The organism is Pseudomonas sp. KnCO4, from assembly GCF_045344305.1.
GTDB classification, from domain to species: Bacteria; Pseudomonadota; Gammaproteobacteria; order Pseudomonadales; family Pseudomonadaceae; genus Aquipseudomonas; species Aquipseudomonas anuradhapurensis.
Genome location: NZ_CP174199.1, coordinates 4,665,906 through 4,689,786, shown reverse-complemented (window position 1 = coordinate 4,689,786; position 23,881 = coordinate 4,665,906). Strand labels below are relative to the sequence as shown.

Genomic DNA, 23,881 nt, shown 5'->3' with positions numbered 1-23,881 from the left:
GATGTTCAACGACCTGGGTCGACTGGGTAAATACCTGGGGCAGGCAGCCCGCCTGATGGTCGGCATGCCCGACTACGACAACTATGTCGAGCACATGCAGAAGACGCACCCGGACCAGCCGGTGATGAGCTACGAGGCGTTCTTCCGGGAACGCCAGGAAGCGCGTTACGGCGGCAAGTCCGGGCCCAAGTGCTGCTAAGTTCAGGCTAGCGCAGTACTGTGCAGGAGCGGCCTTGTGCCGCGATCGGGCCGCAACGCGGCCCCGGCAATTTTGGCTGCGAAGCTGAAAACCCGGGGCCGCGTTGCGGCCCGATCGCGACACAAGGCCGCTCCTGCATGGACCGCGTTACCCCCGTCCATTCCACTGCACAGGAGATGTTCTGCGTGCAGACGCCTATTCCCGTAACCGTACTCACCGGCTTCCTCGGCGCTGGCAAGACCACCTTGCTCAAGTACATGCTCAAGGCCGAGCATGGCTTGAAGATCGCCGTGATCGAGAACGAATTCAGCGAGGCCGGCATCGACAGCCAGCTGCTCGGCGACGAGCCGGTACAGGTGATGACCCTGGCCAACGGCTGCGTGTGCTGCAGCATCCATGGCGACCTGACTCGCGCCCTGTACCTGCTGCTGGAACGCCTGGATGCAGGCGAGATCGCCTTCGACCGCCTGGTGATCGAATGCACCGGCCTGGCCGACCCGGCGCCAGTGGCGCAAACCTTCTTCATCGATGAAGAGCTGCGTGAGCGCTATATCCTCGATGGCATCATCACCCTGGTCGATGCCGCCCATGCCGAGCTGCACCTGACCCAGGCCATCGCCCAGGCCCAGGTCGGCTTTGCCGATCGCCTGCTACTGAGCAAGACCGACCTGGTCGAGCCGGCTGTGGCCGAGGCGCTGGGCGAACGCCTGGCACGTATCAATGGCCGGGCCGAGATCCGCGTGGTCGAGCATGGCCGCATCGACCTGGCGCAACTGCTGGATGTGCGTGGGTTCAACCTCAACCCCGATCTGGGTGCGAACCTGAAGCCAGCGCTACGCCCGCTGCTCAAGCCCGCTACCCCGGACCGCATCGCTACCTTGGTGCTGCGCACGCAAACCGCTTTGGACATCGACCGCCTCAGCGACTTCATGAACGAGTTGCTGGAAACCCACGGCAAGCAGCTGTTGCGCTACAAAGGCGTGCTGAACATTGCCGGCGAGGCGCGCAAGCTGGTGTTCCAGGGCGTGCTCAAGCTCTACGGCTTCGATTGGGATGCCGAATGGGCGGAAGGGGAAACCCGCGAAAGCGTGATGGTATTCATCGCCGACGAACTGCCCGAAGCTACGATTCGGGCTGGGTTCGAGGCGCTGGCTGCGGGCTGAGCTGGCGCGGCGTCTGCGCCTGAAACCATTGCGGCCATGAGCTGCGGTGGCGGGTCTCGACCTCGATGCATGGGATCAAGCGCTCGCTCAGCACCGCGGTCTGCCGTACCGCTTTGGCCGTGCGGTACTTGACGCTGTGAATGCATTCGCGATCGCCGAACTCGCAACGGTTCAGCGCAGTACCGCCGCAAGGGCCGTTGGCCAGGCCCTTGGGGCAGGTTTCCGGGCAGATATACAGGGTGTCTTCCAGGCGGCAACGGCCACAGGTATCACAGCCTACCAGCGGCTGCTTCACCGCGCGTTCCACCGTGTGCAGTACCTGCGCGCCAAGACGCGTGGCCCACAACGGCTGGCGCACCGCCCAGCCAAATGCCTGGCTCAGGGCATTGCGGCGGCTGAACAGCAGCGCATGCATGCCATGCATCAGGTGATAGTGCGCCTTCTCCGCGAATGAGGCAGCGACCCGTGACTCGCCCTGGCGCCAGCCAGCCTGCGGCGGGTGGAAACTGACCGCCGGCAGGCCAGGCATCTGCCAACTGGCGTGCCAGGCCGGCGCCCAGTGTTCCAGCGTTTCGATTTGCGTTTGCCAATGCTCGAGGCGTGCTTCCAGCGCCAACAACTGCTTGAGTTCATGAATCCCTGACAGGTGCACACCGGCATAGCCCATCAGCTTGACGCCGATGATCTGCAGCGCCAGGCGGTCCACGCTGCGTGCCTGGGCAAAGGCCTTGGACTGGGCCGCTTCAGCTTCGAGCAGGTCGCGCATGGACGGCGTGACGGTCACCCCGGCGACATGGTCGAGCATCGCCGCGCGTCCATGGGTAAGGCTCATGAGGCAGGCCAGCATAGGCCTGGGCGTGGCCTGGCGGCTCATCCAGTGCATGGCTTCCTGATGCTTGTCGGCATCGAAGCCCAGTTGCAGGGTAAAAAAATCGGCACCTGCCGCCAGCTTTTTCTCGGCCTTGAAGTACTGGGCGCTGCCTTCTTCCTCACAGTACTTGAACGGGTTGAGGGCCGCGCCGAGCAGCCAGTGCGGGCAGGCCTGGCGGGCAATCTGCAGGGCTGCGACCGACTCCAGGTAGCGCAACGGGCGTTGGCCAGGCTGGTGGCCGGGCAGGCGGTCGCCGGTCAGTAGCAGCAACTGGTCGAGGCCGGCCGCATCCATGCGTTGCAGTTGGGCAAGCAAGTGATGGCGTTCGCGGTCCTTGCCGGAGAAGTGCGGCAGGGCCGGTACCGGGTTGCTGAACGAGGCGAGAGCATCCAGCGGTGACATGTCCAGCGGGCTGCCGACGCGGTCGCCGATGGCCACGGTCATTGGCCAGCCGCACAGATGCGCGCGGGCCAGGATTGTCTCCATGGCAGCGAAACGTTCTGCCGAGGGCTTGGGGACGAATTCCATGACGCAGACGAAGGTGTTTTCGCGCAGCGCGGTTTTCAGCAGGCTCATGGGGCCGGGTACCTGGTGTGGTCAGGGTGGCATTGTGCGGCAGAAGGCGGGTGGGGTCATGCTCTGAATGAGACATGTGTGTGCCTGTGCCGGCCTCTTCGCGGGCGCGCCCGCTCCCACAGGTATTGCATGAACCTGGACGCATGTGGGGTCCCTGTGGGAGCGGGCAAGCCCGCGATGGGGCCAGTACAGACAGCACAAATTTACGAACATGAGAAAACTTTTAGTTCATCTCAAATTTAATGAGTTTGTCTCAAGATGCCAGTGCCCGGAAAATCCCCTCATTCATTTCTGCATGCTGAGGGACAAGACATGGCACTGGCACACAACCTGGGCTTTCCACGTATCGGCCGCGACCGCGAGCTGAAAAAGGCCCAGGAAGCCTACTGGAAGGGTGAACTCGACGAAGCCGGCCTGCGCGCCGTCGGCCGCGAGCTGCGTGCCCGCCACTGGCAAGTGCAGAAAGACGCCGGCATCGAATTGCTGCCGGTCGGCGACTTCGCCTGGTACGACCAGGTACTGACCCATTCGCTGACCTTCGGCGTCATCCCCCAACGCTTTGCCAGCGACGGCGCTGCCAGACCTACCCTGCAAACCCTGTTCGCCATGGCTCGTGGTGCCGTCGGGGACAGCTGCTGTGGCGGTGCCCACGCCCAGGAAATGACCAAGTGGTTCGACACCAACTACCACTACCTGGTCCCGGAATTCACCGCCGACCAGCAGTTCGTCCTCAGCTGGGAACAGCTGTTCGAAGAAGTGGAAGAAGCCCAGGCCCTGGGCCATGCGGTCAAGCCGGTGGTGATCGGCCCGCTGACCTATTTGTGGCTGGGCAAGGCCAAGGGCGGTGATTTCGACAAGCTGGAGCTGCTCGACCGCCTGTTGCCACTGTATGACCAGATCCTCAACCGCCTCGCGGCGCAGGGCGTGGAATGGGTGCAGCTGGACGAGCCGATCCTGGCCCTGGACCTGCCCCAGGACTGGAAGAACGCCTACGAGCGCGTCTACAACATCATCCAGCGTGCGCCGCTGAAGAAGCTGATCGCCACCTACTTCGGCGGCCTGGAGGACAACCTTGGCCTGGCCGCCAACCTGCCGGTCGATGGCCTGCACATCGACCTGGTGCGGGCACCCGAGCAGTACCCGACCATCCTCGACCGTCTGCCGGCCTACAAGGTGCTGTCGCTGGGCCTGGTCAACGGCCGCAATGTCTGGCGCTGCGACCTGGAACAGGCGCTGGAAGTACTGCGCCATGCCCATGAACGCCTCGGCGAGCGGCTGTGGGTAGCACCGTCCTGCTCGCTGCTGCACAGCCCGGTGGATCTGGACCGTGAAGACCAGCTGGATGCCGAGCTGCAAAGCTGGCTGGCCTTTGCCGTGCAGAAGTGCCAGGAAGTAGCGCTGCTGGCCAAGGCCATCGCTGACCCGCAGGCCGCGGAGGTCACCGCTGCCCTGGCGCAGAGCCGGGCCGTACAGGCCAGCCGCGCGGCTTCACCGCGCATTCACAAACCCGCCGTGCAAGCCCGCCTGGCCGCCATCAAGCCTGGCGACAGCCAGCGCCAGTCGGCGTTTGCCCAGCGTATCGGCAAGCAGCGTGCGCGGCTTGGCCTGCCAGCGTTCCCGACCACAACCATTGGTTCGTTCCCGCAGACATCGGCGATTCGCCTGGCACGCCAGGCCTACCGGCAAGGCAAGCTGACCGAGGCCGACTATGTCGAGGCCATGCACAGCGAAATCCGCCATGCGGTGAAAATCCAGGAAGACCTGGGCCTGGATGTGCTGGTGCACGGCGAGGCTGAACGCAACGACATGGTCGAATACTTCGCCGAGCAGCTCGATGGCTATGCCTTCACCCGCTTTGGCTGGGTACAGAGCTATGGCTCGCGCTGCGTGAAGCCGGCGGTGATCGTTGGCGACCTGAGCCGGCCGAAGGCCATGACCGTGGATTGGATCACCTATGCCCAGGGCCTGACCGGCAAGGTGATGAAGGGCATGCTGACCGGCCCGGTGACCATGCTGATGTGGTCGTTCCCGCGCGAGGACGTCAGCCGCGAGGTGCAGGCGCGGCAGCTGGCACTGGCGATCCGCGACGAAGTGCTCGACCTGGAGGCGGCGGGGATCCGGATCGTACAGATCGACGAAGCAGCCTTCCGCGAAGGCTTGCCGCTGCGCCACGGCGCCTGGGCCCATTACCTGGAGTGGGCTACCGAGGCGTTCCGCCTGTGTGCTTCGGGAGTGCGCGACGAAACCCAGATTCACACCCACATGTGCTACAGCGAGTTCAATGACGTGATCGAGTCGATTGCGGCAATGGATGCCGACGTGATCACCATCGAGACCTCGCGTTCGGACATGGAACTGCTGGCGGCGTTCGAGCGGTTTGCCTACCCCAACGAAATCGGCCCGGGGGTGTATGACATTCACTCGCCGCGGGTGCCGAGCCGCGAGGACATGGTCAAGCTGTTGCGCAAGGCTGCCCGGCGTATCCCCGCCGAGCGCCTGTGGGTCAACCCGGATTGCGGGCTGAAGACCCGTGGCTGGGCGGAAACCGAGGCAGCGTTGATCAATATGGTTGCCGCTGCCCGCGAGCTGCGGGCCTTGGCCTAGGTAGGTGAATTTGAGGGGGCTGCGAGGTGTTTGCCGTGATAACTGCAGCGCCTGTGAGACCGAGCGCCGCGCGGGCGGCGCTCGGTCTCACAGGCGCTGCAGATACGGCGGCGTAATCAGCGCTCGATCGCCAGCGCCACGCCTTGCCCACCACCGATGCACAGGGTAGCCAGGCCTTTTTTGGCATCGCGCTTGATCATTTCGTGCAGCAGGGTCACCAGCACCCGGCACCCGGACGCCCCGATCGGATGGCCGAGGGCAATTGCCCCGCCATTCACGTTGACCCGCGCAGCATCCCACTCCAGCGCCTTGCCCACTGCCAATGCCTGCGCGGCGAAGGCCTCGTTGGCTTCGATCAGGTCCAGTTCGGCCAGCTGCCAACCGGCTTTGTCCAGGCAACGCTGGGTCGCCGAAACCGGGCCGATACCCATGATCGCCGGGTCTACGCCAGCGCTGGCATAGGCTGCGATCCTGGCCAGCACCGGCAAGCCCAGGGCCTTGGCCTTGGCGGCGCTCATCAACATCACGGCGGCGGCGCCATCGTTCAGGCTGGAAGCATTGCCGGCGGTGACGCTGCCGTCCTTCTTGAACGCCGGGCGCAGTTTGCCCAGGGACTCGACGGTGGTGTCCTGGCGTGGTTGTTCGTCCCGCGCGAAGACCTTGGGCTCGCCCTTTTTCTGCGGCAGCACGATTGGCGTGATCTCGTCATCGAAGCGGCCTGCCTCGATCGCCGCCACCGCCTTGCGCTGCGACTCGGCGGCAAAGGCGTCCTGCTGTTCCCGGCCGAGGCCGTACTTGTCCACCAGGTTTTCCGCAGTGATACCCATGTGATAGTCGTTGAACGCATCCCACAGGCCGTCGCTGATCATGCTGTCGATCAGCTGGCCGTGGCCCATGCGCTGGCCGGTACGCGCCGAGGGCATCACGTAGGGGGCGAGGCTCATGTTCTCCTGGCCACCGGCGATGACCACCTCGGCATCACCGCAACGGATGGCCTGGGCCGCCAGGTGCAGGGCCTTGAGACCCGAACCGCAGACCTTGTTCAGGGTCAGGGCCGGTACGCTGTAGGGCAGGCCGGCCTTGACCGCCGCCTGGCGTGCCGGGTTCTGCCCGGCTCCGGCGGTAAGCACCTGGCCGAGGATCACTTCATCGACCTGTGCCGGCTCCAGCCCGGTCTGTTCCAGCAGGCGCTTGATCACGGCGGCACCGAGGTCTACCGCAGGGACTGTGGCGAGGGCGCCCTGGAAACTGCCAATGGCGGTACGGGTTGCAGCGACGATAACCACGTCGTTCATGTTGTTGTTCTCCGTGCGAGGGGCGTAATGCCTCAAGCATCGGTGGCTTTGGCTTATTTGTTAAGTTTGTTTTTCTTTGCGATTGATGTGGAAAACCAATGAATAGGCGCAAAGCCGACGTGCAACGGCGCCACGCCCGCGTGTACCGGCCGTGGCGCGCCGAACCGCGGCGAAACGGCCAGTACCGGCAAAGCTCGGTTTTGCATCCCCCTGATCAGCCCGTAATATGTGTCGGATAACCAGCGAGGGTAGTCTCACCCTCTGATCAATCCATTCGGAAACGCCCAATGGTGGCGCTTCCCCGGCATAAACCTGACGAGGTACAGACATTGGCCATCATTCATCCTAAGGTTCGCGGTTTCATCTGCACCACGACTCACCCGAAGGGCTGCGAGCTCAACGTCCGTGACCAGATCGAAGCCACCCGCAAGCTGGGCGTGCGCGAGGATGGCCCGAAGAAGGTCCTGGTCATCGGCGCTTCCAGTGGCTACGGCCTGGCAGCCCGTATCACCGCAGCGTTCGGCTTCAAGGCCGACACCCTGGGTGTGTTCTTCGAAAAACCAGGCACCGAGACCAAGGCCGGCACCGCTGGCTGGTATAACGCTGCCGCCTTCGACAAGTTTGCCAAGGCCGAAGGCCTGTACAGCAAGTCGATCAACGGTGATGCCTTCTCCGACGAAGCGCGCGCCAAGGTCATCGAGCTGATCAAGAACGAAATGGGTGGCAAGGTCGACCTGGTCATCTACTCGCTGGCCTCGCCGGTGCGCAAGCTGCCGCAGACGGGTGAAGTGGTGCGTTCGGCGCTGAAACCGATCGGTCAGCCGTACAAGTCGACCGCCATCGACACCAACAAGGACACCATCATCGAGGCCAGCATCGAGCCGGCCACCGAGCAGGAAATCAAAGACACCGTTACCGTCATGGGCGGCCAGGACTGGCAGCTGTGGATCGATGCCCTGGCAGGCGCCAAGGTGCTGGCCGAAGGCGCCCGCACCGTGGCCTTCAGCTACATCGGCACCGAAATCACCTGGCCGATCTACTGGCACGGTGCGCTGGGCCAGGCCAAGCAGGACCTGGACGAAACTGCCCTGCGCCTGGACCAGAAACTGGCCGCTGAAATCCACGGCGGTGCCAACGTGGCGGTGCTGAAGTCGGTGGTTACCCAGGCCAGCTCGGCCATCCCGGTGATGCCGCTGTACCTGTCGATGGTGTTCAAGATCATGCAGGAAAAGGGTGTTCACGAAGGTACCCAGGACCAGCTGGACCGCATGTTCCGCGAGCGCATGTACCGCGCCGACGGTGCGCCGGCCGAGGTCGACGAAAAGGGTCGCCTGCGCCTGGACGACTGGGAACTGCGTGCCGACGTGCAGGATGCCTGCAAGGCCATGTGGCCACAGGTGACCACCGAGAACCTGTTCGAGCTGACCGACTATGCCGGTTACAAGAAGCAGTTCCTCAACCTGTTCGGCTTCGAGCGTGCTGACGTCAATTACGACGAAGACGTGGCTACCGATGTGAAGTTCGACTGCGTCGAGCTGTAAGCTGAAACTGCGCTGGCCTCAGCGCCGGCCAGCTCCCACCGAGTGTCCCCAGGCCTTTGGGCTTGTGCAACAGTTGTGGGAGCCGGCTTGCCGGCGACAGGGCCAGCACAGGCTGACGATTTTTTGCTAGCTTTGGCGCACCAGAACAAGGAATGTGCCATGAGCAGCCTTGCCCAACCTGCCACCGCCTTTCGCCACACCGCAGCCGACGGCTACAGCCTCGGCGGCTTCTGCTGGCGCCATGCCCAACCTGACAGCCAGCGCCCGCTGGTGATCATCAATGCGGCCACTTCGGTACGCTGTCGCTATTACTCGCGCTTTGCCGACTACCTGTTCGCCCAGGGCTGCGATGTGCTGACCTACGACTACCGCGGTATCGGTGAATCCCGCCCACCATCGCTGCGCGGCTTCCAGGCCTCCTGGAGCGATTGGGGCCGGCTGGATTTCGAAGCCATGCTGGCGTACGCCGCAGAACATTTCCCCGGCCAGCCGGTGGACGTGGTGGGCCACAGCTTTGGCGGCTGCGCAGTGGGCTTGGCGCCGTCTGCGGGGCAGGTACGCCGGGTGGTGATGGTTGGCGCGCAATTCGCCTACTGGCGCGATTACGCGGCCGAGCAGCGCTGGCAGCTGTTCGGCAAGTGGCACGTGGTGATGCCGTTGCTCACCCGGCTATTCGGTTATTTCCCCGGCCAGCGCCTGGGCTGGCTGGAGGACACGCCATCCGGCGTGGTGCATGACTGGGCCACACGCACCCCGCGTTATGAGCAACGCCCCAGCGGGCGGGCGCTGGCGACGCTCCCGTTCGCCCAGGTGCGGGCGGCGACGCTGGCGATCAGCCTGACCGATGACCCCTTTGGTACCGTGGCGGCGACGGAGCGTCTGCTGGGCTACCTGCAGGGTGCTGAACGCTGCCACTTGCGCATTGCGCCTGGGGATATCTCGGTTGGGGAAATTGGCCATTTCGCGTTCTTCCATGCTCGGTTCCGCGAGAGTTTGTGGCCGGTTGCAGTGCAGTGGTTACAGCGGGGTGGGTTGGCAGCTGGCGTGCCGGGGATAATCGTCAGCTGAGGTAATACAGATTTTGTCGGCCGCTTTGCGGCCCATCGCGACACAAAGCCGCGCCTGCAACGGAACTGGTCTTTGTAGGCGCGGCCTTGTGTCGCGATGGGCTGCAAAGCAGCCCCGGCAATCTCACGCCTTGCGCGAAAGCGGCTGCCCGGCAAACTTCACACCGGCCAGGCCATGCTTGATCAGCGCGCGGATGTTGCCATGGTCGCTGCCCTCGGGCGTGGCCAGCACGTCACGGTAGTGCTCGCCAAAGGCCAGCAGCGCTTCCTGGTCGCTCAGCCCTTCCAGCAGCGCCAGGCCCAGGGTCTTGCACGAGCCTTCGTTCTGCCCGGCCGCATTCGCCACGCCGCCGTTGTCGAAAGCTTGTGGCTGGTAGCTGTAATGGTCGGCAATGAACGCCAGGGTGTCGGCAAAGAGGTGTTTGCCGCTGGCCAGGCTGGCGCGCAGGGTGTCGAGGTCAGTCACGAGGTTTTCCTTTTTCGAACGCCGCTTGCTGCTCGGCGCTGGCTTCTTTCTGGTATTGGGCTTTCCACTCGGCATAAGGCATGCCGTACACCGCTTCGCGGGCATCATCCAGGCTTACCTCGAGCTGGCGCTCGTCAGCCGCCGCCTTGTACCACTTGGACAGGCAGTTGCGGCAAAAGCCGGACAGGTTCATCAGGTCGATGTTCTGCACGTCGCTGCGTTTTTGCAGGTGTTCGACCAGGCGCCGGAATGCGGCGGCCTCGAGTTCGAGCTGTTGCTGTGGGGTCATGGGCTTCTCTCAGGTCATGCGGTTCTTCAGGTGGCGGCCACCGTTGATGACCACCTGGCTGCCGGTGCTGTACTGGCTGGCGAGCAGGTACTTGACCGTCTCGATCAGCGGGCCGGCGCCCGGTTCGAACTCCAGCAAGGCCTTCTTCAGGGTTTGCTGGCGGTAGGCTTCGTCACCCCCTTCCTTGAGGATCAGCAGCCCGGGAAGGATACCGTTCACACGCACCTTGGGCGCATATTTTTCGGCGAACGACAGCACCATGTTCTGCAACGCCGCCTTGGTTGCGGCATAACCGATATGGCTTTTGCTGCCGCGCGAAGAGGTTTCGTCGCAAATGTGGATGATGTCGGCTTTTTCCTCCTTGGCCAGCAGGTCGCCCAGCGCCAGGTTGAGGTGGTAGGGGGCTTCGACATGCAGGCGGAACATGGTTTCGAGGTTGTCGAGGCCATCGTCCAGCCACAGCGAGGCGTTATGGATGATTGCGCGCAGGCCGTCGTAATGGCTGTGCAGGTAGTCGATCAGGGTCTGGCGGTCGGCCGCCTGGCACAGGTCGGCCTGGAACTGCACGATGTTCGGGTGGGCCGCCCCTGGCTGGGCGCTACGGCTGGCACTGACCACCGTGTGGCCGGCCTGGGCCAGTTCAAGGGCCAGGGCTAGCCCGACACGCTGGCTGGCTCCGGTTACGAGAATTGGGCTGTTCATGTTCGGGCGGTCAACTTGTCTGGTCTGTCGTTGCCGCCCAGCATACCTCAAGAATTTTCCTCTTGTACCGCTGCGCTCAGCGGCTGCGCAGGACTGCTCCACCGCGCGGCGCGGCCTGAAGCCAGCCGGCCAGCAGGCGGGTGGACAGCGGGATGAACAGGTAGACCATCACAGGCGTCAGGGCCAGGGTGCTGAGCAGTACCCGAGGCACCAGGTCCAGCGCTGCCAGCCAGTGGCCGAACACCAGGTTGAACACCAGCGAAACCGGGAAAAACGCCAGCCAGATGGCTACGGCCTGCTTCCAACGCGGCGGTTTTTGCACCATGTTGGTGCCAAACCAGTCATCAATGCCGCTTACGCGCGCTTCTCTGGGGCGTTCAAACAGGCCGTTGCCACGTTGCAACCAGGCCCGGCGCGAAGCGGAGTGCTCCCAGGCATGCAGTGTGGGTTCGTCACTGAAGCGGAAGATGATCTGGAACTCATCGCCATCGCTGGGTGGGGCGAGGATGCCGGAGCCGAGGTAGCCGGGGAAGTCGGTAGCCAACTGCTCGCCTTCATGCAGCCAGGCCAGCAGGTCCTGGTAGCGGCCGTGGGCGGCGCGGCGCGACACCATCAGGGTGACGGGTGGGGTAGACATCGTGTATCTCCTGGCAACAGGGCTGGCGGGTAGCTGGCCCTTCTGGCTGAAGCGCCCGGGGTAGTGGGCGACACAGGCGTGCATGCAAGAATCGGGCGCGGATTATCGCGTATCGGCGGGCATCGGCAAATGTCAGCCGGCAAACGGTCGATCCCTGTGGCCATCGACGGCGTAGTAGACTAGTGCTCGACTTCCGCCCACAGGGTACTCCGTGAAGATGAACGAACAGGGACGTAATCCAATGATTGATGCGGGCCTGATGCAGCAGGACCTGTTTCCGATCCGTGAGGTTTCCCGCCTGACCGGCGTCAATGCCGTAACCTTGCGCGCCTGGGAACGCCGCTATGGCCTGATCCAGCCAACCCGCACCGACAGTGGCCATCGCCTGTATTCGCAGGCCGACATCGATGACGTGCGGCGCATCCTTGGCTGGCTGGAGCGCGGCGTGGCGGTGAGCAAGGTCGCCAGCATTCTCGCGCGCGACCATGCCCTGGCCGCGCCGACGGGCGGGGTGACGGACGCCTGGGCGCGTTGGCAGCAGCAGATTCGCCAGGCGCTGCAACGGTTTGACGCGGCGGGCCTGGACCGCTTGTTCAACGAGGTCTTCGCGGCAACTACCCTGGACCAGGTATTCAGCGAAGTGTTCATGCCGGTGTGGCATGACCTTGCGGTCGGGCAGGGCAGTTACGGGCAGGCCAGCGAGTGGCTGTTCCTTGACCAGTTCCTGCGTGGGCGGGTATTCGCCCGCTTGCAGCTTGCCCAGGCACCGCGCCGGCGCACGGTGCTGCTGGCGCCGCTTCCGGGGCAATGTCACGAGCTGGAATTGCTGGTGACCAGCCTGATGCTAGGCAATGACGAAGTGGGGGTTACCCTGTTGCCCAACGGCCAACCGCTGGCGGAGCTGGCGCTGGTCTGCGAACGCGTGAAAGCGGATGCCCTGGTGCTGTTTTCCCACCAGACCCTTACCACAGAACTCGGTCGGCGCCTGGCGCGCCTGGTGGCTGGGCTGGAATGCCCGTTGCTACTGGCTGGTGAAGCGGCGGAGCTGGCCCAGGACAGCCTGGCAGGCAGCCCGATAGTCTGCCTGGGGGCGCAGGGCAGTGTGATGCGCCAGCGATTGCGGCAATTTCTGGCCGGTCAGCTCGATACTTGAGTATGCAGCTCGGGGTGAGCCCGGCGGTGGGCTTGCAGAATGTAGTCGCGCAGGCGTTCGATCTCTTCTGCCGAGCTTTGGCTGAGGTCGTAGGCGGCCAGGTCCGGGCCGATGCGCCGGCTCAATACGCCCAGCAGTTCGATGGGGTTGATGCCTTCGGGGGCGAAGCGTAGTTCGAAACGGGCGGGCGCGGCAGGCAGGCCACGGATTTCCAGCAGCGTACCTTTGAACGATATGTCACGCACCCACAAGCCGCTGTCCTGGCCTTGGGCATCGAGCAAGGCGCACGGCTGCTCCAACGACAGGCGCCACGGACGCAAGCTGGGGCCGTCTTCGTAGATTTCCGGCGAGCCCAGTTGCAGGTGCAGGGCATGGAACTCGTCTTCCACCAGTTGCAGCGGGAAGCTGATCTGCTGGTTGTTGAACTGGGCCTGCAAGGTGACTTGTTCGTTGGCTACCAGACGGGTGAGCAAACTCTGGATTCGGCGGTCGCCATTGACCAGCAGGCTCGACATGGGGTCGGCCAGGTTCAGTTGCGGCGAATGCTGCATGCTCTGTATGAAGTCCAGCTCGTCCTGAGTCAGGAGCGCTTCTGCTTGCATGATCGAACTCGAGGGTGACAATTTCTTCAACGCGATTGACCGCGAGCGTCGCGCTTGGTTCAGCTGCGTTCGTCGGGTTTCGGACGAGCGCGCATTTCGGCCAGCTCGCGCTCCAGTTCGACCTGGCGGCTGACGTCTTTCTGGATACCGATGAAGTAGGTGCGCTGTTCGGCGTCGTGCCTGACCGGGGTGATCGACAGTTCATTCCAGAAAGCGCTGCCATCCTTGCGGTAGTTGCGCAGTACTTCGCGGCACGGCCGGCCTTCGGCCAGTGCCTTGCGAATGCGGGCGCGGCCAAGCTGGTCGCGGTCATCGGCCTGCAGGAAGCGACAGTCCTGATAAAGGATCTCGTCACGGCTATAACCGGTCAGGCGTTCGAAGGCAGCGTTCACGTAGATGAGGATGGTGTCGTCGCCTTCCTGTTCGGCGACCACGATCCCGTCATTGGACGCATCGACCATGGATTGCAGTAGTTGCGCGTTGATCATGTTCGGGCCATTGGCGAAGAAGGGCGGTAGATGGCGAATAGAGTAGAGGCGGCCTTTTGCCAGCGCTGAATGCTAGTATCCTACGTTTTCACTCAGTTTCGGAATCCTCTACTTGATGAAAGTCGCCATTATTTCCGGATCGGTCTACGGCACCGCCGAAGAAGTCGCCCGTCACGCAGAAGCACTGCTCAAGGCCGCGGGCCTGGAAGCCTGGCATGCGGCGCGCGCCACCCTGCAGGACCTCGAAGGTTTCGCCCCCGATGCACTGCTGGCTGTCACCTCGACCACCGGCATGGGCGAACTGCCGGACAGCCTCATGCCGTTGTACTCCAGCATCCGCGATACGCTGCCAGCGGCCTGGCGCGGCCTGCCGGGAGCGGTGATCGCGCTGGGCGACTCCAGCTATGGCGATACCTATTGTGGTGGCGGTGAGCAAATGCGCGAGCTGTTCGCCGAGCTGGGCGTGCGGGAAGTACAGCCGATGCTGCGCCTGGACGCCAGTGAGACGGTGACCCCCGAAGCGGATGCCGAGCCGTGGCTGGCCGAGTTGGCTGCTGTACTGCAAGCCTGACGTTTTCTGTCGCCAGTACCGGCCTTTTGCGGGTGAGCCCGCTCCCGCAGGAACCTCATAGCCGCTGAATAGGGGTGGGGGCGGTTTTACCCGCGAGGCGGCCAGCAAGGGCCACTCATTGCTGGCGGTCGAGCGCCGGCCGCTCGTTCACCAATGCCAACCACGCCTGTGCTGCCCGTGACAGGTACGCCCCGCGCCGCCAGATGAAGGCGATGTCCCACCGCAGATCCTCTGGCGAGCGTAGCGGCAAACGCACTACCCCAGGGCGTTGCAGCGCTTTTGCCACTACACGGGGCAGCAGGACCACACCCTGGCCCGCCGCCACCAGCGCGGCAAGGAAGTCTGCCTGGCCACTGCGACCGCCTTCCTTGGGGGTGAAGCCTTGTTGCTGGCACGCCTTCAGCAACCGGTCATTGAGCACGAAGCTGCGCTGGTAAAGCAGAAACGGCGTGTCGGCCAGCTGCTGCAGGTCTACTCCGTCCTGGCCCGCCAGTGCGTGGCCGGCCGGTAGCAGGGCATCCAGTGGCTCATTGCAGAAGGGCTGGTAGTCAAACGCCTCGTCAGCAGGTGTCAGGCTGCCACCCAGCTCCAGCTCGCCACTCCTGACTGCCTGCTCGACACTGCGGCTACCGCCCTCGAGCAGTTGGATGGCGATGTTCGGGTGGCGACGCCGATACTCGGCGAACAACCCGGCAAACAGCGCGTCGCTGCCCAGCATCGGCAAGCCCAGGCGCAGTTCGCCGCGGCCCATCTGGCTGAGGTCGTCCAGTTCGCCCAGCAGTGCCTGGCGTTGGCGCAGCAAGGCTTCGCCACGCTCGAGCACGATGCGCCCGGCCGCCGTCAGGTGCAGTTGTGAAGCCTGGCGCTCCAGCAGTGGCTGGCCCAGATCTTGCTCCAGTTGGGCAACTTGCTTGCTGACGGCCGACTGGCTGATGTGCAGGCTTTGCGCCGCCTGGGTGAAACCACCGCGGTGGACGACTTCGATAAAGCTGCGCAGCTGTTTGAATTCCATGATCGCAATTCCATTTTGGAATGGCCTGTAGTCTAACAATTCGCTTCTGGCCTAGGCAGCCGAATCTTAAAATGAGGGCCTGTCGAGGACTCCCCCATGAAACCCGCGTTACTGAAAAAAGCCCTGCGCCTGCTGCTCGAACTGGCGATCCTGTGTTCCCTGTTCCTGTTCGGCGGCCAGCTTGCCGCCTGGCTGGGCTGGCCGATACCGGCCGGTGTGATGGGCCTGGCACTGCTGTTGTTGCTGTTCGCTTCAGGTGTGCTCAAGCCGGCCATGCTGCAATTGGGAGCAGGCTGGCTGATGGCCGAAATGCTGCTGTTTTTCATTCCGGCGCTGATGAGCCTGCTCGATTACGGCGCGCTGATCCGTGACGAAGGCTGGCGCATCTTGTTGGTGATCGCCGTGAGCACTTTGATGGTGATGGTGGTGACCGCATTGACCGTGGAGCTGGTGTGCCGCTGGAGTTTGCGCCATGAGCCTTGAACCCATGCCGCTGTTCTGGCTCGCCCTGACCCTGCTGGCCTATCTGGGCAGCCGCTGGTTGTACCGGCGCAGTGGCCGCTACCTGCTGTCGCCGCTGATCCTGGTGCCGGTCCTGCTGCTGGCGGTGGCGGTGCCGCTGCACACCGCCTATGCCGAATATGCCCGCAATACCCATTGGCTGATGAGTGTGCTCGGCCCGGTGACCGTGGCCTTCGCGGTGCCGATCTGGCAGCAGCGGGCCATGCTCGCGCGCCACTGGCCGGCACTGATGCTGGGCATGGTTGCCGGCAGCAGTGCCTCGATCGGCAGTTCCTGGGGGCTGGCTCATCTGCTCGCGCTGGACAGTGCGACCAGCTTGTCGTTGGTGCCGCGCTCGATCACCACGCCTTTTGCCATGCCGCTGGCGCACGACCTCGGTGGCGTACCGGAGCTGACTGCGGTATTCGTGATGTTCACCGGCGTGCTCGGGGCCATGTTCGGCGGCGTTCTGCTGCGCTGGTTGCCGTTGCGTACGCCGCTGGCGCGGGGGGCGCTGTTCGGTGTCGGTGCCCATGGCGCGGGAGTCAGCCGGGCGCACGAGGTGGGCCGCGAGGAGGGTTCGGTGGCGGGCCTGGTAATGGTCCTGACCGGCCTGCTGAACCTGTTCGCGGCACCGCTGCTGGCCATGCTGCTCTGACCGTTCGTGCCACTGACTCGCTCAGTCATCAAGCTGGCTGGCAACGCAAGTTCAAGGCCCGGGGCTGCTGGCTAGACTCAGCCTCGACTCAGAGAGCACATGTAAGTGCCGAGGTGACATGCAATGAGCGCCGCCTTGCCTTGTTCAGCCAACACTACTTCACCGGGACCTTTCTGATGCCCATTGCCGAGATTCCACTGTGCGTCTGGCGTACCCGGGGACAGAGTTTCACCTTCCGCGGCCAGCGCATCCGCTACTGGACCGCAGGGCAAGGCGAGCCCCTGCTGCTGTTGCACGGTTTCCCCACCGCCAGCTGGGATTGGCATTACTTGTGGCGGCCTTTGGCCCAACGCTTCCGGGTGATCGCCTGCGACATGCTCGGCTTTGGCGATTCGGCCAAACCCGTCGATCACGTCTACAGCCTGATGGAGCAGGCCGACCTGCAGCAGGCCTTGCTCGCCGAGCTGCAGGTCGACCAGCCGCTGCACCTGCTGGCCCACGACTATGGCGGCAGCGTGGCCCAGGAACTGTTGGCACGGCATTACGAGCAACGCGCCTGCATCGCCAGCTGCGTGTTCCTCAACAGCGGGCTGTTTCCGGAAAGTTGCCGCATGCTGCTGATCCAGAAACTCCTGCTCAGCCGTGTGGGCTGGCTGGTAGGACGCTCGTTCGGGCGCGACGACCTGGTGCACAACCTTATCCAGGTCTATGGCCCTTGCACCCATCCCAGCGAAAGCGTACTGGATGATTTCTGGAGCCTGATCACCGCCAACCATGGCACGCGCGTGCTGCACAAACTGGTTGGCTATATGCCAGAGCGCCGATTGCACCGCGAGCGCTGGGTTGGGGCGATGCAACGCGAAGGCGTGCCGCTGCGCTTGATCAATGGCATGGTCGACCCGCTGTCCGGCGCGCACATGGTCGAGCGCTACCGGCAACTGGTGCCGGCGCCGGACACCGTTCAGTTGCAAGGTATCGGCCACTATCCGCATACCGAGGCGCCGGTCCAGGTGCTACGTCATTACCTGGTGTTTCGCGAACGACCGCTGCGCAGCTACCCGCAGAAGATGGCCTGGTCCTGAGCAGGCCTGCCGCCCATCGCGTTGCGTTATTGCCTGGCATTCAGCCGGCAGGCGCTTGATTGTCCGTTCGCCTTCGGCGGCGGACACTCGGCGGACCTGAACCAGCCTGGAGCCATGAGCATGAGCGAGCCTGTCCGTCTGCAAGATCGCGTGGTGATCGTCACCGGAGCCGGCGGCGGCCTGGGCCGTGCCCATGCGCTGCTGTTCGCTGCGCGTGGCGCACGGGTGGTGGTCAATGACCTCGGTGGCTCCACCCATGGCGAAGGTGCCAGCGCCTGCGCCGCTGACCGGGTGGTCGAGGAGATCCGCGCCGCTGGCGGCAGTGCCATTGCCAGCCATGAGTCGGTCGGCCAGGGTGCGCGCATCGTCGAGCAGGCCCTGGACAGCTTCGGCCGGGTCGATGTGCTGGTGAACAACGCGGGCATCCTGCGTGACAAGACCTTCCACAAGATGGAAGACAGCGACTGGGAGCAGGTCTACCAGGTGCATGTCGAAGGGGCCTACAAGGTCACCCGCGCCGCCTGGCCGCACCTGCGCGAGCAGAACTGGGGGCGCGTGATCTTCACCGCGTCCACGTCAGGTATCTATGGCAACTTTGGCCAGTCCAACTATGGCATGGCCAAGCTGGGCCTGTACGGCTTGACCCGCACCCTGGCGATCGAGGGGCGCAAGCATGGCATCCTGGTCAACGCCATTGCCCCTACCGGTGGCACGCGCATGACCGAAGGGCTGATTCCGCCCCAGGTGTTCGAGCGGCTCAAGCCCGAACTGGTCAGCCCGCTGGTGGTGTACCTGGGCAGCGAGCAGTGCCAGGGCAGCGGAGACCTGTTCGAAGTGGGCGGCGGCTGGGTGGGCAAGGTGCGTTGGGAGCGTAGCCTGGGCGTGGGTTTCGATCCGCGTGAAGGCTTTACCCCGGAGCAGGTGGCGGAGAACTGGGCACGCATCGGCGACTTCGAAGGGGCGGTGCACCCGCAGGACAGCTTGCAGGCCTTGCAGCAGATGATGGCCAACCTGCAGAAATACCCGTTGGGCTGAAACCTTCGCTGGCTGTGCTGGCCTCTTCGCGGGCACAGGTGAAGATTATTTTCAGGGCAGATAAAAAAGGCCGCTGCAAGCCGCAGCGGCCAATCGAGACGTCAGATCAAGGAGCTTCAAAATCTACGTCGGTGAACCTCGCAGGCCTGAAAGGCGGGGGGGAGAGCCCTTCATGCCGGCCAGTGAGGTAAGAATAAGCGCTTGATCCTGTAGGAAAAATAGCGGCTTATGACATTCACCTTTACGCATCGGGCAATAGTGCCGCAGGGGTATAGCCCATGCGCCAGCTGGTTTCCCGTGCGGCCGCCAGCAGCCGTTGCGCCGCCGGGCCGTGCTCGTCGGCATGGAAGATCGAGGTTGGCCCGACCACGGTCATCACCGCGGCGATCCGCCCCATGGCATTGAACACTGGGGCCGACAGCGCATCCACGCCCGGCATCAGCAGCCCGTGCACATGATGCAGGCCACGTGCGCGGATGCCGGCCAGGACTGCCTGGTAATCGGCGGCACTGTGCTGCAGCGCAGCCAGTTCCTGGTCCCGCAATTCCACGGTTTCGCGCTCGGGCAGGTAGGCGGCGAACACCAGCCCGGTGGATGAGCTGAGCAGTGGCAGTACCGAACCGATCTGGGTGACCACAGTGACCGCGCGTACTGCCGGCTCGATGCTGACCACGGTAGCGCCCTGGTTGCCCCATACGGCAATGAAGCAGCTCTCGTTCAATTCATCGCGCAGTTGCGACAGCGGCAACGCGGCAACCTTCAGCACATCGATGCTGCCCAGCGCCGCCAACCCTACCCGCAGGGCCTCGCGCCCCAGGCCGTAATGGTTGGTGGCCGCATCCTGCTCGGCAAAGCCGCTGGCAATCAGCGCCTGCAGGTAACGGTGCACCTTGCTCGCTGGCATCTGCACATGCTCTGCCAGGCGCGACAGCGAGGTGGAGGGGGAGAGTTGCGCCAGGGCCTTGAGGATGTCGGTACCGACCTCTGCCGAGCGGACTTTCTGCTTGCCGTTGTCGGCGGGTGAGCTGGCTTTGGCCATGGACGTCTGCTTCCGGATTCTTCGCGTCGCGCCTTTATAGCTTGACGCATTGCTCGGAGCAAATTACGTTATTCGTAATCTGATTACGATAAAAACAATGCAGACGTGCTGCCGACCCGAGCGGGACCGGCAGCCAGCTGCCAGCAACGGCTCGGCCAGAGCCCGGAGGCATCGATGAATCGCGACACGACACCCGACCTTCACTACCTCAGCGGCTTTGGCAACGAATTTGCCAGCGAAGCCCTGCCAGGTGCCCTGCCGGTCGGGCAGAACTCGCCGCAAAAGGCCCCTTACGGGCTGTATGCCGAGCTGCTCTCGGGCACGGCATTCACCATGGCCCGCAGCGAGCTGCGTCGCACCTGGCTTTACCGCATTCGCCCGTCTGCGCTACATCCGCGTTTCGAGCGCCTGGCGCGCCAGCCGTTGAGCGGCCCGCTAGGGGCCATCAACCCCAATCGCCTGCGCTGGAACCCTCAGCCGATCCCCAGCGAACCGACCGACTTCATCGACGGCTGGCTACCCATGGTGGCCAACTCGGCAGCAGAGAAACCGGCCGGTGTCAGCATCTACATCTACCGCGCCAACCGCTCGATGGAACGGGTGTTCTTCAACGCCGACGGTGAGCTGCTGCTGGTGCCGGAACAGGGTCGCCTGCGCATTGCCACCGAGCTGGGGGTAATGCAGGTCGAACCGCTGGAAATCGCGGTGATCCCGCGCGGCATGAAGTTCCGCGTCGAGCTGCTCGACAGCCAGGCGCGTGGCTACATTGCCGAAAACCACGGCGCACCGCTGCGTATCCCGGACCTGGGCCCGATCGGCAGCAACGGCCTGGCCAACCCGCGCGACTTCCTTACCCCGGTGGCGCATTACGAAGAAGCCGCAGGCCCGGTGCAGCTGGTGCAGAAGTTCCTTGGCGAACACTGGGCCTGCGAACTGCAGCACTCGCCGCTGGACGTGGTCGCCTGGCACGGCAGCAACGTGCCGTACAAGTACGACCTGCGGCGCTTCAACACCATCGGCACGGTCAGCTTCGATCACCCGGACCCGTCGATCTTCACGGTCCTGACTTCGCCGACCAGCGTACACGGCATGGCCAACATGGACTTCGTGATCTTCCCGCCACGCTGGATGGTGGCCGAGAACACCTTCCGTCCACCATGGTTCCACCGCAACCTGATGAACGAGTTCATGGGCCTGATCAACGGTGCCTACGACGCCAAGGCCGAAGGTTTCCTGCCCGGCGGTGCCTCGCTGCACGGGGTGATGAGCGCCCACGGCCCGGATGCCGAAACCTGCGAAAAGGCCATTGCCGCCGACCTGGCGCCGCACAAGATCGACAACACCATGGCCTTCATGTTCGAGACCAGCCAGGTGCTGCGCCCGAGCCTGCAGGCCCTCGAATGCCCGCAATTGCAGGCCGACTACGATAGTTGCTGGGCCACCTTGCCGAGCACCTTCAACCCGAACCGGAGATAACCGATGAACCAGACCGCCATTGCCCGTAGCTGGGTGGAGCACGCCAACGGGCACAGCGACTTCCCGCTGCAGAACCTGCCATTGGGCATTTTCAGCCGGCCCGGTGAAGCCAGACGCTGTGGCGTGGCCATTGGTGATGCGATCCTCGACCTTGAGGCAGTGCTGGCCGCCGGCCTGTTCGACGGCGCCGCCAAGGCCGCTGTCGAGGCCACCCGCGGTGGTGCTCTGAACGCATTCTTCGCTCTCGGCCGCAGCGCGCGCGTGGCCTTGCGCGAACGCCTGCTGGCGCTGCTGGGCGAGCACAGCGAGCACCAGGCGGCGCTGCAGCCCGCGTTGTATCCGGCCAGCGCCTGCCAACTGCATGTCCCGGCGCAGATCGGTGACTACACCGACTTCTATGTCGGCATCGAACACGCCAAGAACGTCGGCAAGCTGTTCCGCCCCGACAACCCGCTGCTGCCCAACTACAAGTACGTGCCGATCGGTTATCACGGCCGCGCCTCGACCATTCGCCCGTCCGGCACCGACGTGCGCCGCCCCAAGGGCCAGACCCTGCCGGCCGGGCACAGCGAACCGAGCTTCGGCCCCTGTGCGCGCCTGGACTACGAGCTGGAACTGGGCATCTGGATCGGCCAGGGCAATGACATGGGCCAGGCGATCCCGATCGGCGATGCCGCCGAGCACGTGGCCGGCCTGTGCTTGCTCAACGACTGGTCGGCGCGGGATATCCAGGCATGGGAATACCAGCCGCTGGGGCCGTTCCTGTCGAAAAGTTTCGTGACCAGCATCTCCCCGTGGGTGGTCACTGCCGAAGCGCTGGAGCCGTTCCGTTGCGCCCAGCCAGCACGCCCGCAAGGCGACCCGCAGCCACTGTCGTACCTGCTGGACAAGCGCGACCAGGCCGCCGGTGCATTCGATATCGAACTCGAGGTGCTGCTGCTGACCGAGCGCATGCGCGAGCAGGGCATGGCCCCGCATCGCCTGACCCTGAGCAACACCCGCAGCATGTACTGGACCGTGGCGCAGCTGGTGGCCCACCACAGTGTCAATGGCTGCCAGTTGCAGCCGGGCGACCTGTTCGGTTCGGGCACGCTGTCGGGGGCCACGCCGGGTTCGTTCGGCAGCCTGCTGGAGATTACCGAAGGCGGCAAGCACCCGGTGGAGCTGGCCAGTGGCGAGGTACGCAAGTTCCTCGAGGACGGTGACGAGATCATCCTGCGTGGCCGTTGCGTGCGTGATGGCGTGGCCAGCATCGGCTTCGGCGAATGCCGCGGCACGGTCATCGCAGCCAACTGAGGAGGCAGGGGCATGGAGCTGTACACCTATTACCGTTCCACCTCGTCCTATCGGGTGCGCATTGCCCTGGCGTTGAAGGGGCTGGCCTACCAGTCCCTGCCGGTCAACCTGCTGCAGGGTGAGCAACGCAGTGCTGGCTATGTCGCCGTCAACCCGCAGGGCCGTGTGCCAGCCTTGCGCACTGACGGCGGTGAGCTGCTGGTGCAGTCACCGGCGATCATCGAGTACCTGGAAGAGGTTTATCCACAGCCTGCGTTGCTGCCTGCCACACCGGAGGCGCGCGCCAAGGTGCGCGGTGTGGCAGCGATCATCGGCTGCGACATCCACCCGTTGCACAATGTCAGTGTGCTCAACCGGCTGCGCCAGGCCGGGCATGACGAAACCCAGGTCAACCAGTGGATTGGCCACTGGATCAGCCAAGGGCTGGCGGCGGTGGAGCAACTGATCGGCGACCACGGCTTCTGTTTCGGCGATGAGCCAGGCTTGGCGGATGTCTACCTGATCCCGCAGTTGTATGCGGCCGAACGGTTCAACATCGACCTCGATGGCTTCCCGCGCATCCTGCGGGTGGCCGCCCTGGCAGCCGGGCACCCGGCGTTCGCCAAGGCCCACCCCGCCCAGCAGCCGGACTGCCCGGCTCAGTGAATGGACCGGTTCGCCGCCGGCAGCTTGCCGATACGTTCGGACAGCTTCAGGCGCTGGACCGGGTCTTCCGTCAGCAGCAAGGCATGTTCCAGGTCGAAGCGCTCGGCCTGCGGGCAGTCCAGATGCTGGTAGAGCGAGGCGCGGGTCACATAGTCGCCGACTTGCGCCGGCCCCAGTTGCATGACCCGTTCGGCATCGATCAGCGCCGCCAGGTGGTCGTCATTGCTGATGTGCAACTGGCGCAGGTTGCGTGACAGGCGCTGCAGTATCTGTGCGGGGCTGGCACTGCGCATGTGCTCGGCAGTCAGTGCTACCTGCGGGCCAAACTGACGCGCCAGCAGTTCGCGGCAATCGTTGGGGTACAGGCGACGGCCGCCGCAGGGATCGAGCAGGTGGTCGGCTCCCGGCACGCGCAGCAGGAAGTGGCCGGGAAAGCCCACGCCCTCAAGCGGGATGGACAGGCGCCGGGCCAGTTCCAGGGCGAGGATGGCCAGGGTCAGTGGTTGGCCGCGACGGCGCTGCAGCACCTTGTCCATCAGCGCGGCATGTGGGCGCAGGGGGTGGTACTCATCCTGCTGGAAGCCCAGGGCATTGAGCTGGCGCAGGAGTGGCTGGGCCAGCTCGCACAGCGGCAGCATCGGCAGGTTGGCACTGATCTCGCGTTGCAGGTCATGCAGTAAGGCAAGGCTGGCCGCAGGCTCGACGCTGCGGTCATGCTCGGCGGCAATCCACAATGCGGCTTCCAGCAAGGCGACGGGTTCGCGTTCCAGGCAGGCCAGGCAGGCTTGACGTGGCTTCATGGGGCTTCTCCACACACGCTTGAGTATTAGCCGCGGCGCGCGGTTTCGTCCAGTGGTCCGGCGGCGGCGTCGGCTCAAGGGCCAAGCCTATACTGGAATGAGCACCTCTCAGG

General features: G+C 64.3%; 25 protein-coding genes. 14 read left to right on the top strand and 11 right to left on the bottom strand.

The window, feature by feature from the left end; genetic code table 11:
* Nucleotide 1: 1 nt before the first annotated feature.
* Entirely contained in the window at nucleotides 2–199 is a 198-nt protein-coding gene (locus ACJA3S_RS21750; protein ID WP_029614786.1) for a YbdD/YjiX family protein, read from the top strand.
* 185 nt (nucleotides 200–384) lie between these two features.
* Nucleotides 385–1,362, top strand: a complete 978-nt coding sequence (gene yjiA, locus ACJA3S_RS21745) for a GTPase (protein WP_406822290.1) — start codon at nucleotides 385–387, stop codon at nucleotides 1,360–1,362.
* Here yjiA and ACJA3S_RS21740 read toward each other — a convergent pair.
* Nucleotides 1,322–2,809: a methylenetetrahydrofolate reductase C-terminal domain-containing protein gene (locus ACJA3S_RS21740; protein WP_406819961.1), complete on the bottom strand. Its 1,488-nt coding sequence runs from the start codon at nucleotides 2,807–2,809 to the stop codon at nucleotides 1,322–1,324. The genes yjiA and ACJA3S_RS21740 overlap by 41 nt on opposite strands.
* 312 nt (nucleotides 2,810–3,121) lie before the next feature.
* Between ACJA3S_RS21740 and metE the strand changes: the two genes are divergently transcribed.
* Complete coding sequence (metE, locus tag ACJA3S_RS21735; RefSeq protein WP_406819960.1) at nucleotides 3,122–5,413, top strand: 5-methyltetrahydropteroyltriglutamate--homocysteine S-methyltransferase; 2,292 nt, start codon at nucleotides 3,122–3,124, stop codon at nucleotides 5,411–5,413.
* 116 nt (nucleotides 5,414–5,529) lie between these two features.
* Here metE and ACJA3S_RS21730 read toward each other — a convergent pair whose 3' ends face one another.
* The gene (locus ACJA3S_RS21730; protein WP_406819959.1) at nucleotides 5,530–6,708 is read right to left on the bottom strand and encodes an acetyl-CoA C-acetyltransferase; all 1,179 of its coding nucleotides are present in this window, start codon (nucleotides 6,706–6,708) and stop codon (nucleotides 5,530–5,532) included.
* A 329-nt stretch (nucleotides 6,709–7,037) separates the two neighbouring features.
* Here ACJA3S_RS21730 and fabV point away from each other — a divergent pair, with 329 nt between their 5' ends.
* Entirely contained in the window at nucleotides 7,038–8,249 is a 1,212-nt protein-coding gene (gene fabV / locus ACJA3S_RS21725; RefSeq protein WP_406819958.1) for an enoyl-ACP reductase FabV, read from the top strand.
* Nucleotides 8,250–8,408: 159 nt separating this feature from the next.
* The gene (locus ACJA3S_RS21720) at nucleotides 8,409–9,317 is read left to right on the top strand and encodes an alpha/beta fold hydrolase (protein WP_406819957.1); all 909 of its coding nucleotides are present in this window, start codon (nucleotides 8,409–8,411) and stop codon (nucleotides 9,315–9,317) included.
* A gap of 123 nt (nucleotides 9,318–9,440) precedes the next feature.
* Here the strand turns inward: ACJA3S_RS21720 and ACJA3S_RS21715 are convergent, their stop codons facing one another.
* From ACJA3S_RS21715 to ACJA3S_RS21700, 4 genes are all read right to left on the bottom strand, one after another.
* The gene (locus ACJA3S_RS21715; protein WP_186685450.1) at nucleotides 9,441–9,782 is read right to left on the bottom strand and encodes a HopJ type III effector protein; all 342 of its coding nucleotides are present in this window, start codon (nucleotides 9,780–9,782) and stop codon (nucleotides 9,441–9,443) included.
* Nucleotides 9,775–10,071, bottom strand: coding sequence for a DUF1244 domain-containing protein (locus ACJA3S_RS21710; RefSeq protein ID WP_170032598.1), 297 nt, complete (start codon nucleotides 10,069–10,071; stop codon nucleotides 9,775–9,777). Before ACJA3S_RS21710 ends, ACJA3S_RS21715 begins: the two co-directional genes overlap by 8 nt.
* A gap of 9 nt (nucleotides 10,072–10,080) precedes the next feature.
* Nucleotides 10,081–10,773 carry a dihydromonapterin reductase gene (gene folM, locus ACJA3S_RS21705; RefSeq protein ID WP_406819956.1) on the bottom strand — a complete coding sequence of 231 codons (693 nt, stop codon included), beginning with the start codon at nucleotides 10,771–10,773 and terminating at the stop codon, nucleotides 10,081–10,083.
* A 76-nt stretch (nucleotides 10,774–10,849) separates the two neighbouring features.
* Nucleotides 10,850–11,410 (bottom strand): antibiotic biosynthesis monooxygenase, encoded by a 561-nt coding sequence (locus ACJA3S_RS21700; protein WP_200626874.1) that lies wholly within the window; start codon nucleotides 11,408–11,410, stop codon nucleotides 10,850–10,852.
* Between the two features lie 217 nt (nucleotides 11,411–11,627).
* Between ACJA3S_RS21700 and ACJA3S_RS21695 the strand changes: the two genes are divergently transcribed.
* Nucleotides 11,628–12,563 carry a MerR family transcriptional regulator gene (locus ACJA3S_RS21695; RefSeq protein ID WP_406819955.1) on the top strand — a complete coding sequence of 312 codons (936 nt, stop codon included), beginning with the start codon at nucleotides 11,628–11,630 and terminating at the stop codon, nucleotides 12,561–12,563.
* Here the strand turns inward: ACJA3S_RS21695 and ACJA3S_RS21690 are convergent.
* Both ACJA3S_RS21690 and ACJA3S_RS21685 read right to left on the bottom strand, forming a co-directional pair.
* Entirely contained in the window at nucleotides 12,548–13,165 is a 618-nt protein-coding gene (locus tag ACJA3S_RS21690) for a hypothetical protein (protein WP_406819954.1), read from the bottom strand. The genes ACJA3S_RS21695 and ACJA3S_RS21690 overlap by 16 nt on opposite strands.
* 59 nt (nucleotides 13,166–13,224) lie before the next feature.
* Nucleotides 13,225–13,653, bottom strand: a complete 429-nt coding sequence (locus tag ACJA3S_RS21685; protein WP_170032588.1) for a PAS domain S-box protein — start codon at nucleotides 13,651–13,653, stop codon at nucleotides 13,225–13,227.
* A gap of 115 nt (nucleotides 13,654–13,768) precedes the next feature.
* Between ACJA3S_RS21685 and ACJA3S_RS21680 the strand changes: the two genes are divergently transcribed.
* Complete coding sequence (locus tag ACJA3S_RS21680) at nucleotides 13,769–14,224, top strand: flavodoxin (protein WP_406819953.1); 456 nt, start codon at nucleotides 13,769–13,771, stop codon at nucleotides 14,222–14,224.
* Between the two features lie 115 nt (nucleotides 14,225–14,339).
* Here the strand turns inward: ACJA3S_RS21680 and ACJA3S_RS21675 are convergent, their stop codons facing one another.
* Nucleotides 14,340–15,236 carry a LysR family transcriptional regulator gene (locus tag ACJA3S_RS21675; protein ID WP_406819952.1) on the bottom strand — a complete coding sequence of 299 codons (897 nt, stop codon included), beginning with the start codon at nucleotides 15,234–15,236 and terminating at the stop codon, nucleotides 14,340–14,342.
* Nucleotides 15,237–15,332: 96 nt separating this feature from the next.
* Between ACJA3S_RS21675 and ACJA3S_RS21670 the strand changes: the two genes are divergently transcribed.
* The 4 genes from ACJA3S_RS21670 (at nucleotide 15,333) to ACJA3S_RS21655 (ending at nucleotide 18,512) form a co-directional block, all read left to right on the top strand.
* The gene (locus ACJA3S_RS21670; protein ID WP_406819951.1) at nucleotides 15,333–15,719 is read left to right on the top strand and encodes a CidA/LrgA family protein; all 387 of its coding nucleotides are present in this window, start codon (nucleotides 15,333–15,335) and stop codon (nucleotides 15,717–15,719) included.
* Nucleotides 15,709–16,395 (top strand): LrgB family protein, encoded by a 687-nt coding sequence (locus ACJA3S_RS21665; protein WP_406819950.1) that lies wholly within the window; start codon nucleotides 15,709–15,711, stop codon nucleotides 16,393–16,395. The genes ACJA3S_RS21670 and ACJA3S_RS21665 overlap by 11 nt, the downstream gene beginning before the upstream one ends.
* A 176-nt stretch (nucleotides 16,396–16,571) precedes the next feature.
* A complete protein-coding gene (locus ACJA3S_RS21660) occupies nucleotides 16,572–17,477 on the top strand; it encodes an alpha/beta fold hydrolase (protein WP_406819949.1) in 906 nt (301 codons plus the stop codon).
* 120 nt (nucleotides 17,478–17,597) lie between these two features.
* Nucleotides 17,598–18,512 carry an SDR family oxidoreductase gene (locus tag ACJA3S_RS21655; protein ID WP_170032576.1) on the top strand — a complete coding sequence of 305 codons (915 nt, stop codon included), beginning with the start codon at nucleotides 17,598–17,600 and terminating at the stop codon, nucleotides 18,510–18,512.
* Between the two features lie 241 nt (nucleotides 18,513–18,753).
* Here ACJA3S_RS21655 and ACJA3S_RS21650 read toward each other — a convergent pair whose 3' ends face one another.
* On the bottom strand, nucleotides 18,754–19,551 hold the full coding sequence (locus tag ACJA3S_RS21650) for an IclR family transcriptional regulator (RefSeq protein ID WP_170032574.1): 798 nt from the start codon (nucleotides 19,549–19,551) through the stop codon (nucleotides 18,754–18,756).
* A 174-nt stretch (nucleotides 19,552–19,725) separates the two neighbouring features.
* Here ACJA3S_RS21650 and hmgA point away from each other — a divergent pair, with 174 nt between their 5' ends.
* Genes hmgA through maiA form a run of 3 tightly spaced genes read left to right on the top strand, consistent with a single transcriptional unit; the run spans nucleotide 19,726 to nucleotide 22,968 of the window.
* Nucleotides 19,726–21,027 (top strand): homogentisate 1,2-dioxygenase, encoded by a 1,302-nt coding sequence (gene hmgA / locus ACJA3S_RS21645; RefSeq protein WP_406819948.1) that lies wholly within the window; start codon nucleotides 19,726–19,728, stop codon nucleotides 21,025–21,027.
* Between the two features lie 3 nt (nucleotides 21,028–21,030).
* Nucleotides 21,031–22,323, top strand: a complete 1,293-nt coding sequence (fahA, locus tag ACJA3S_RS21640; RefSeq protein ID WP_406819947.1) for a fumarylacetoacetase — start codon at nucleotides 21,031–21,033, stop codon at nucleotides 22,321–22,323.
* A gap of 12 nt (nucleotides 22,324–22,335) precedes the next feature.
* A complete protein-coding gene (gene maiA, locus ACJA3S_RS21635; protein WP_406819946.1) occupies nucleotides 22,336–22,968 on the top strand; it encodes a maleylacetoacetate isomerase in 633 nt (210 codons plus the stop codon).
* Here the strand turns inward: maiA and ACJA3S_RS21630 are convergent.
* On the bottom strand, nucleotides 22,962–23,768 hold the full coding sequence (locus ACJA3S_RS21630; RefSeq protein WP_406819945.1) for a SirB1 family protein: 807 nt from the start codon (nucleotides 23,766–23,768) through the stop codon (nucleotides 22,962–22,964). The genes maiA and ACJA3S_RS21630 overlap by 7 nt on opposite strands.
* Nucleotides 23,769–23,881 lie beyond the last annotated feature (113 nt).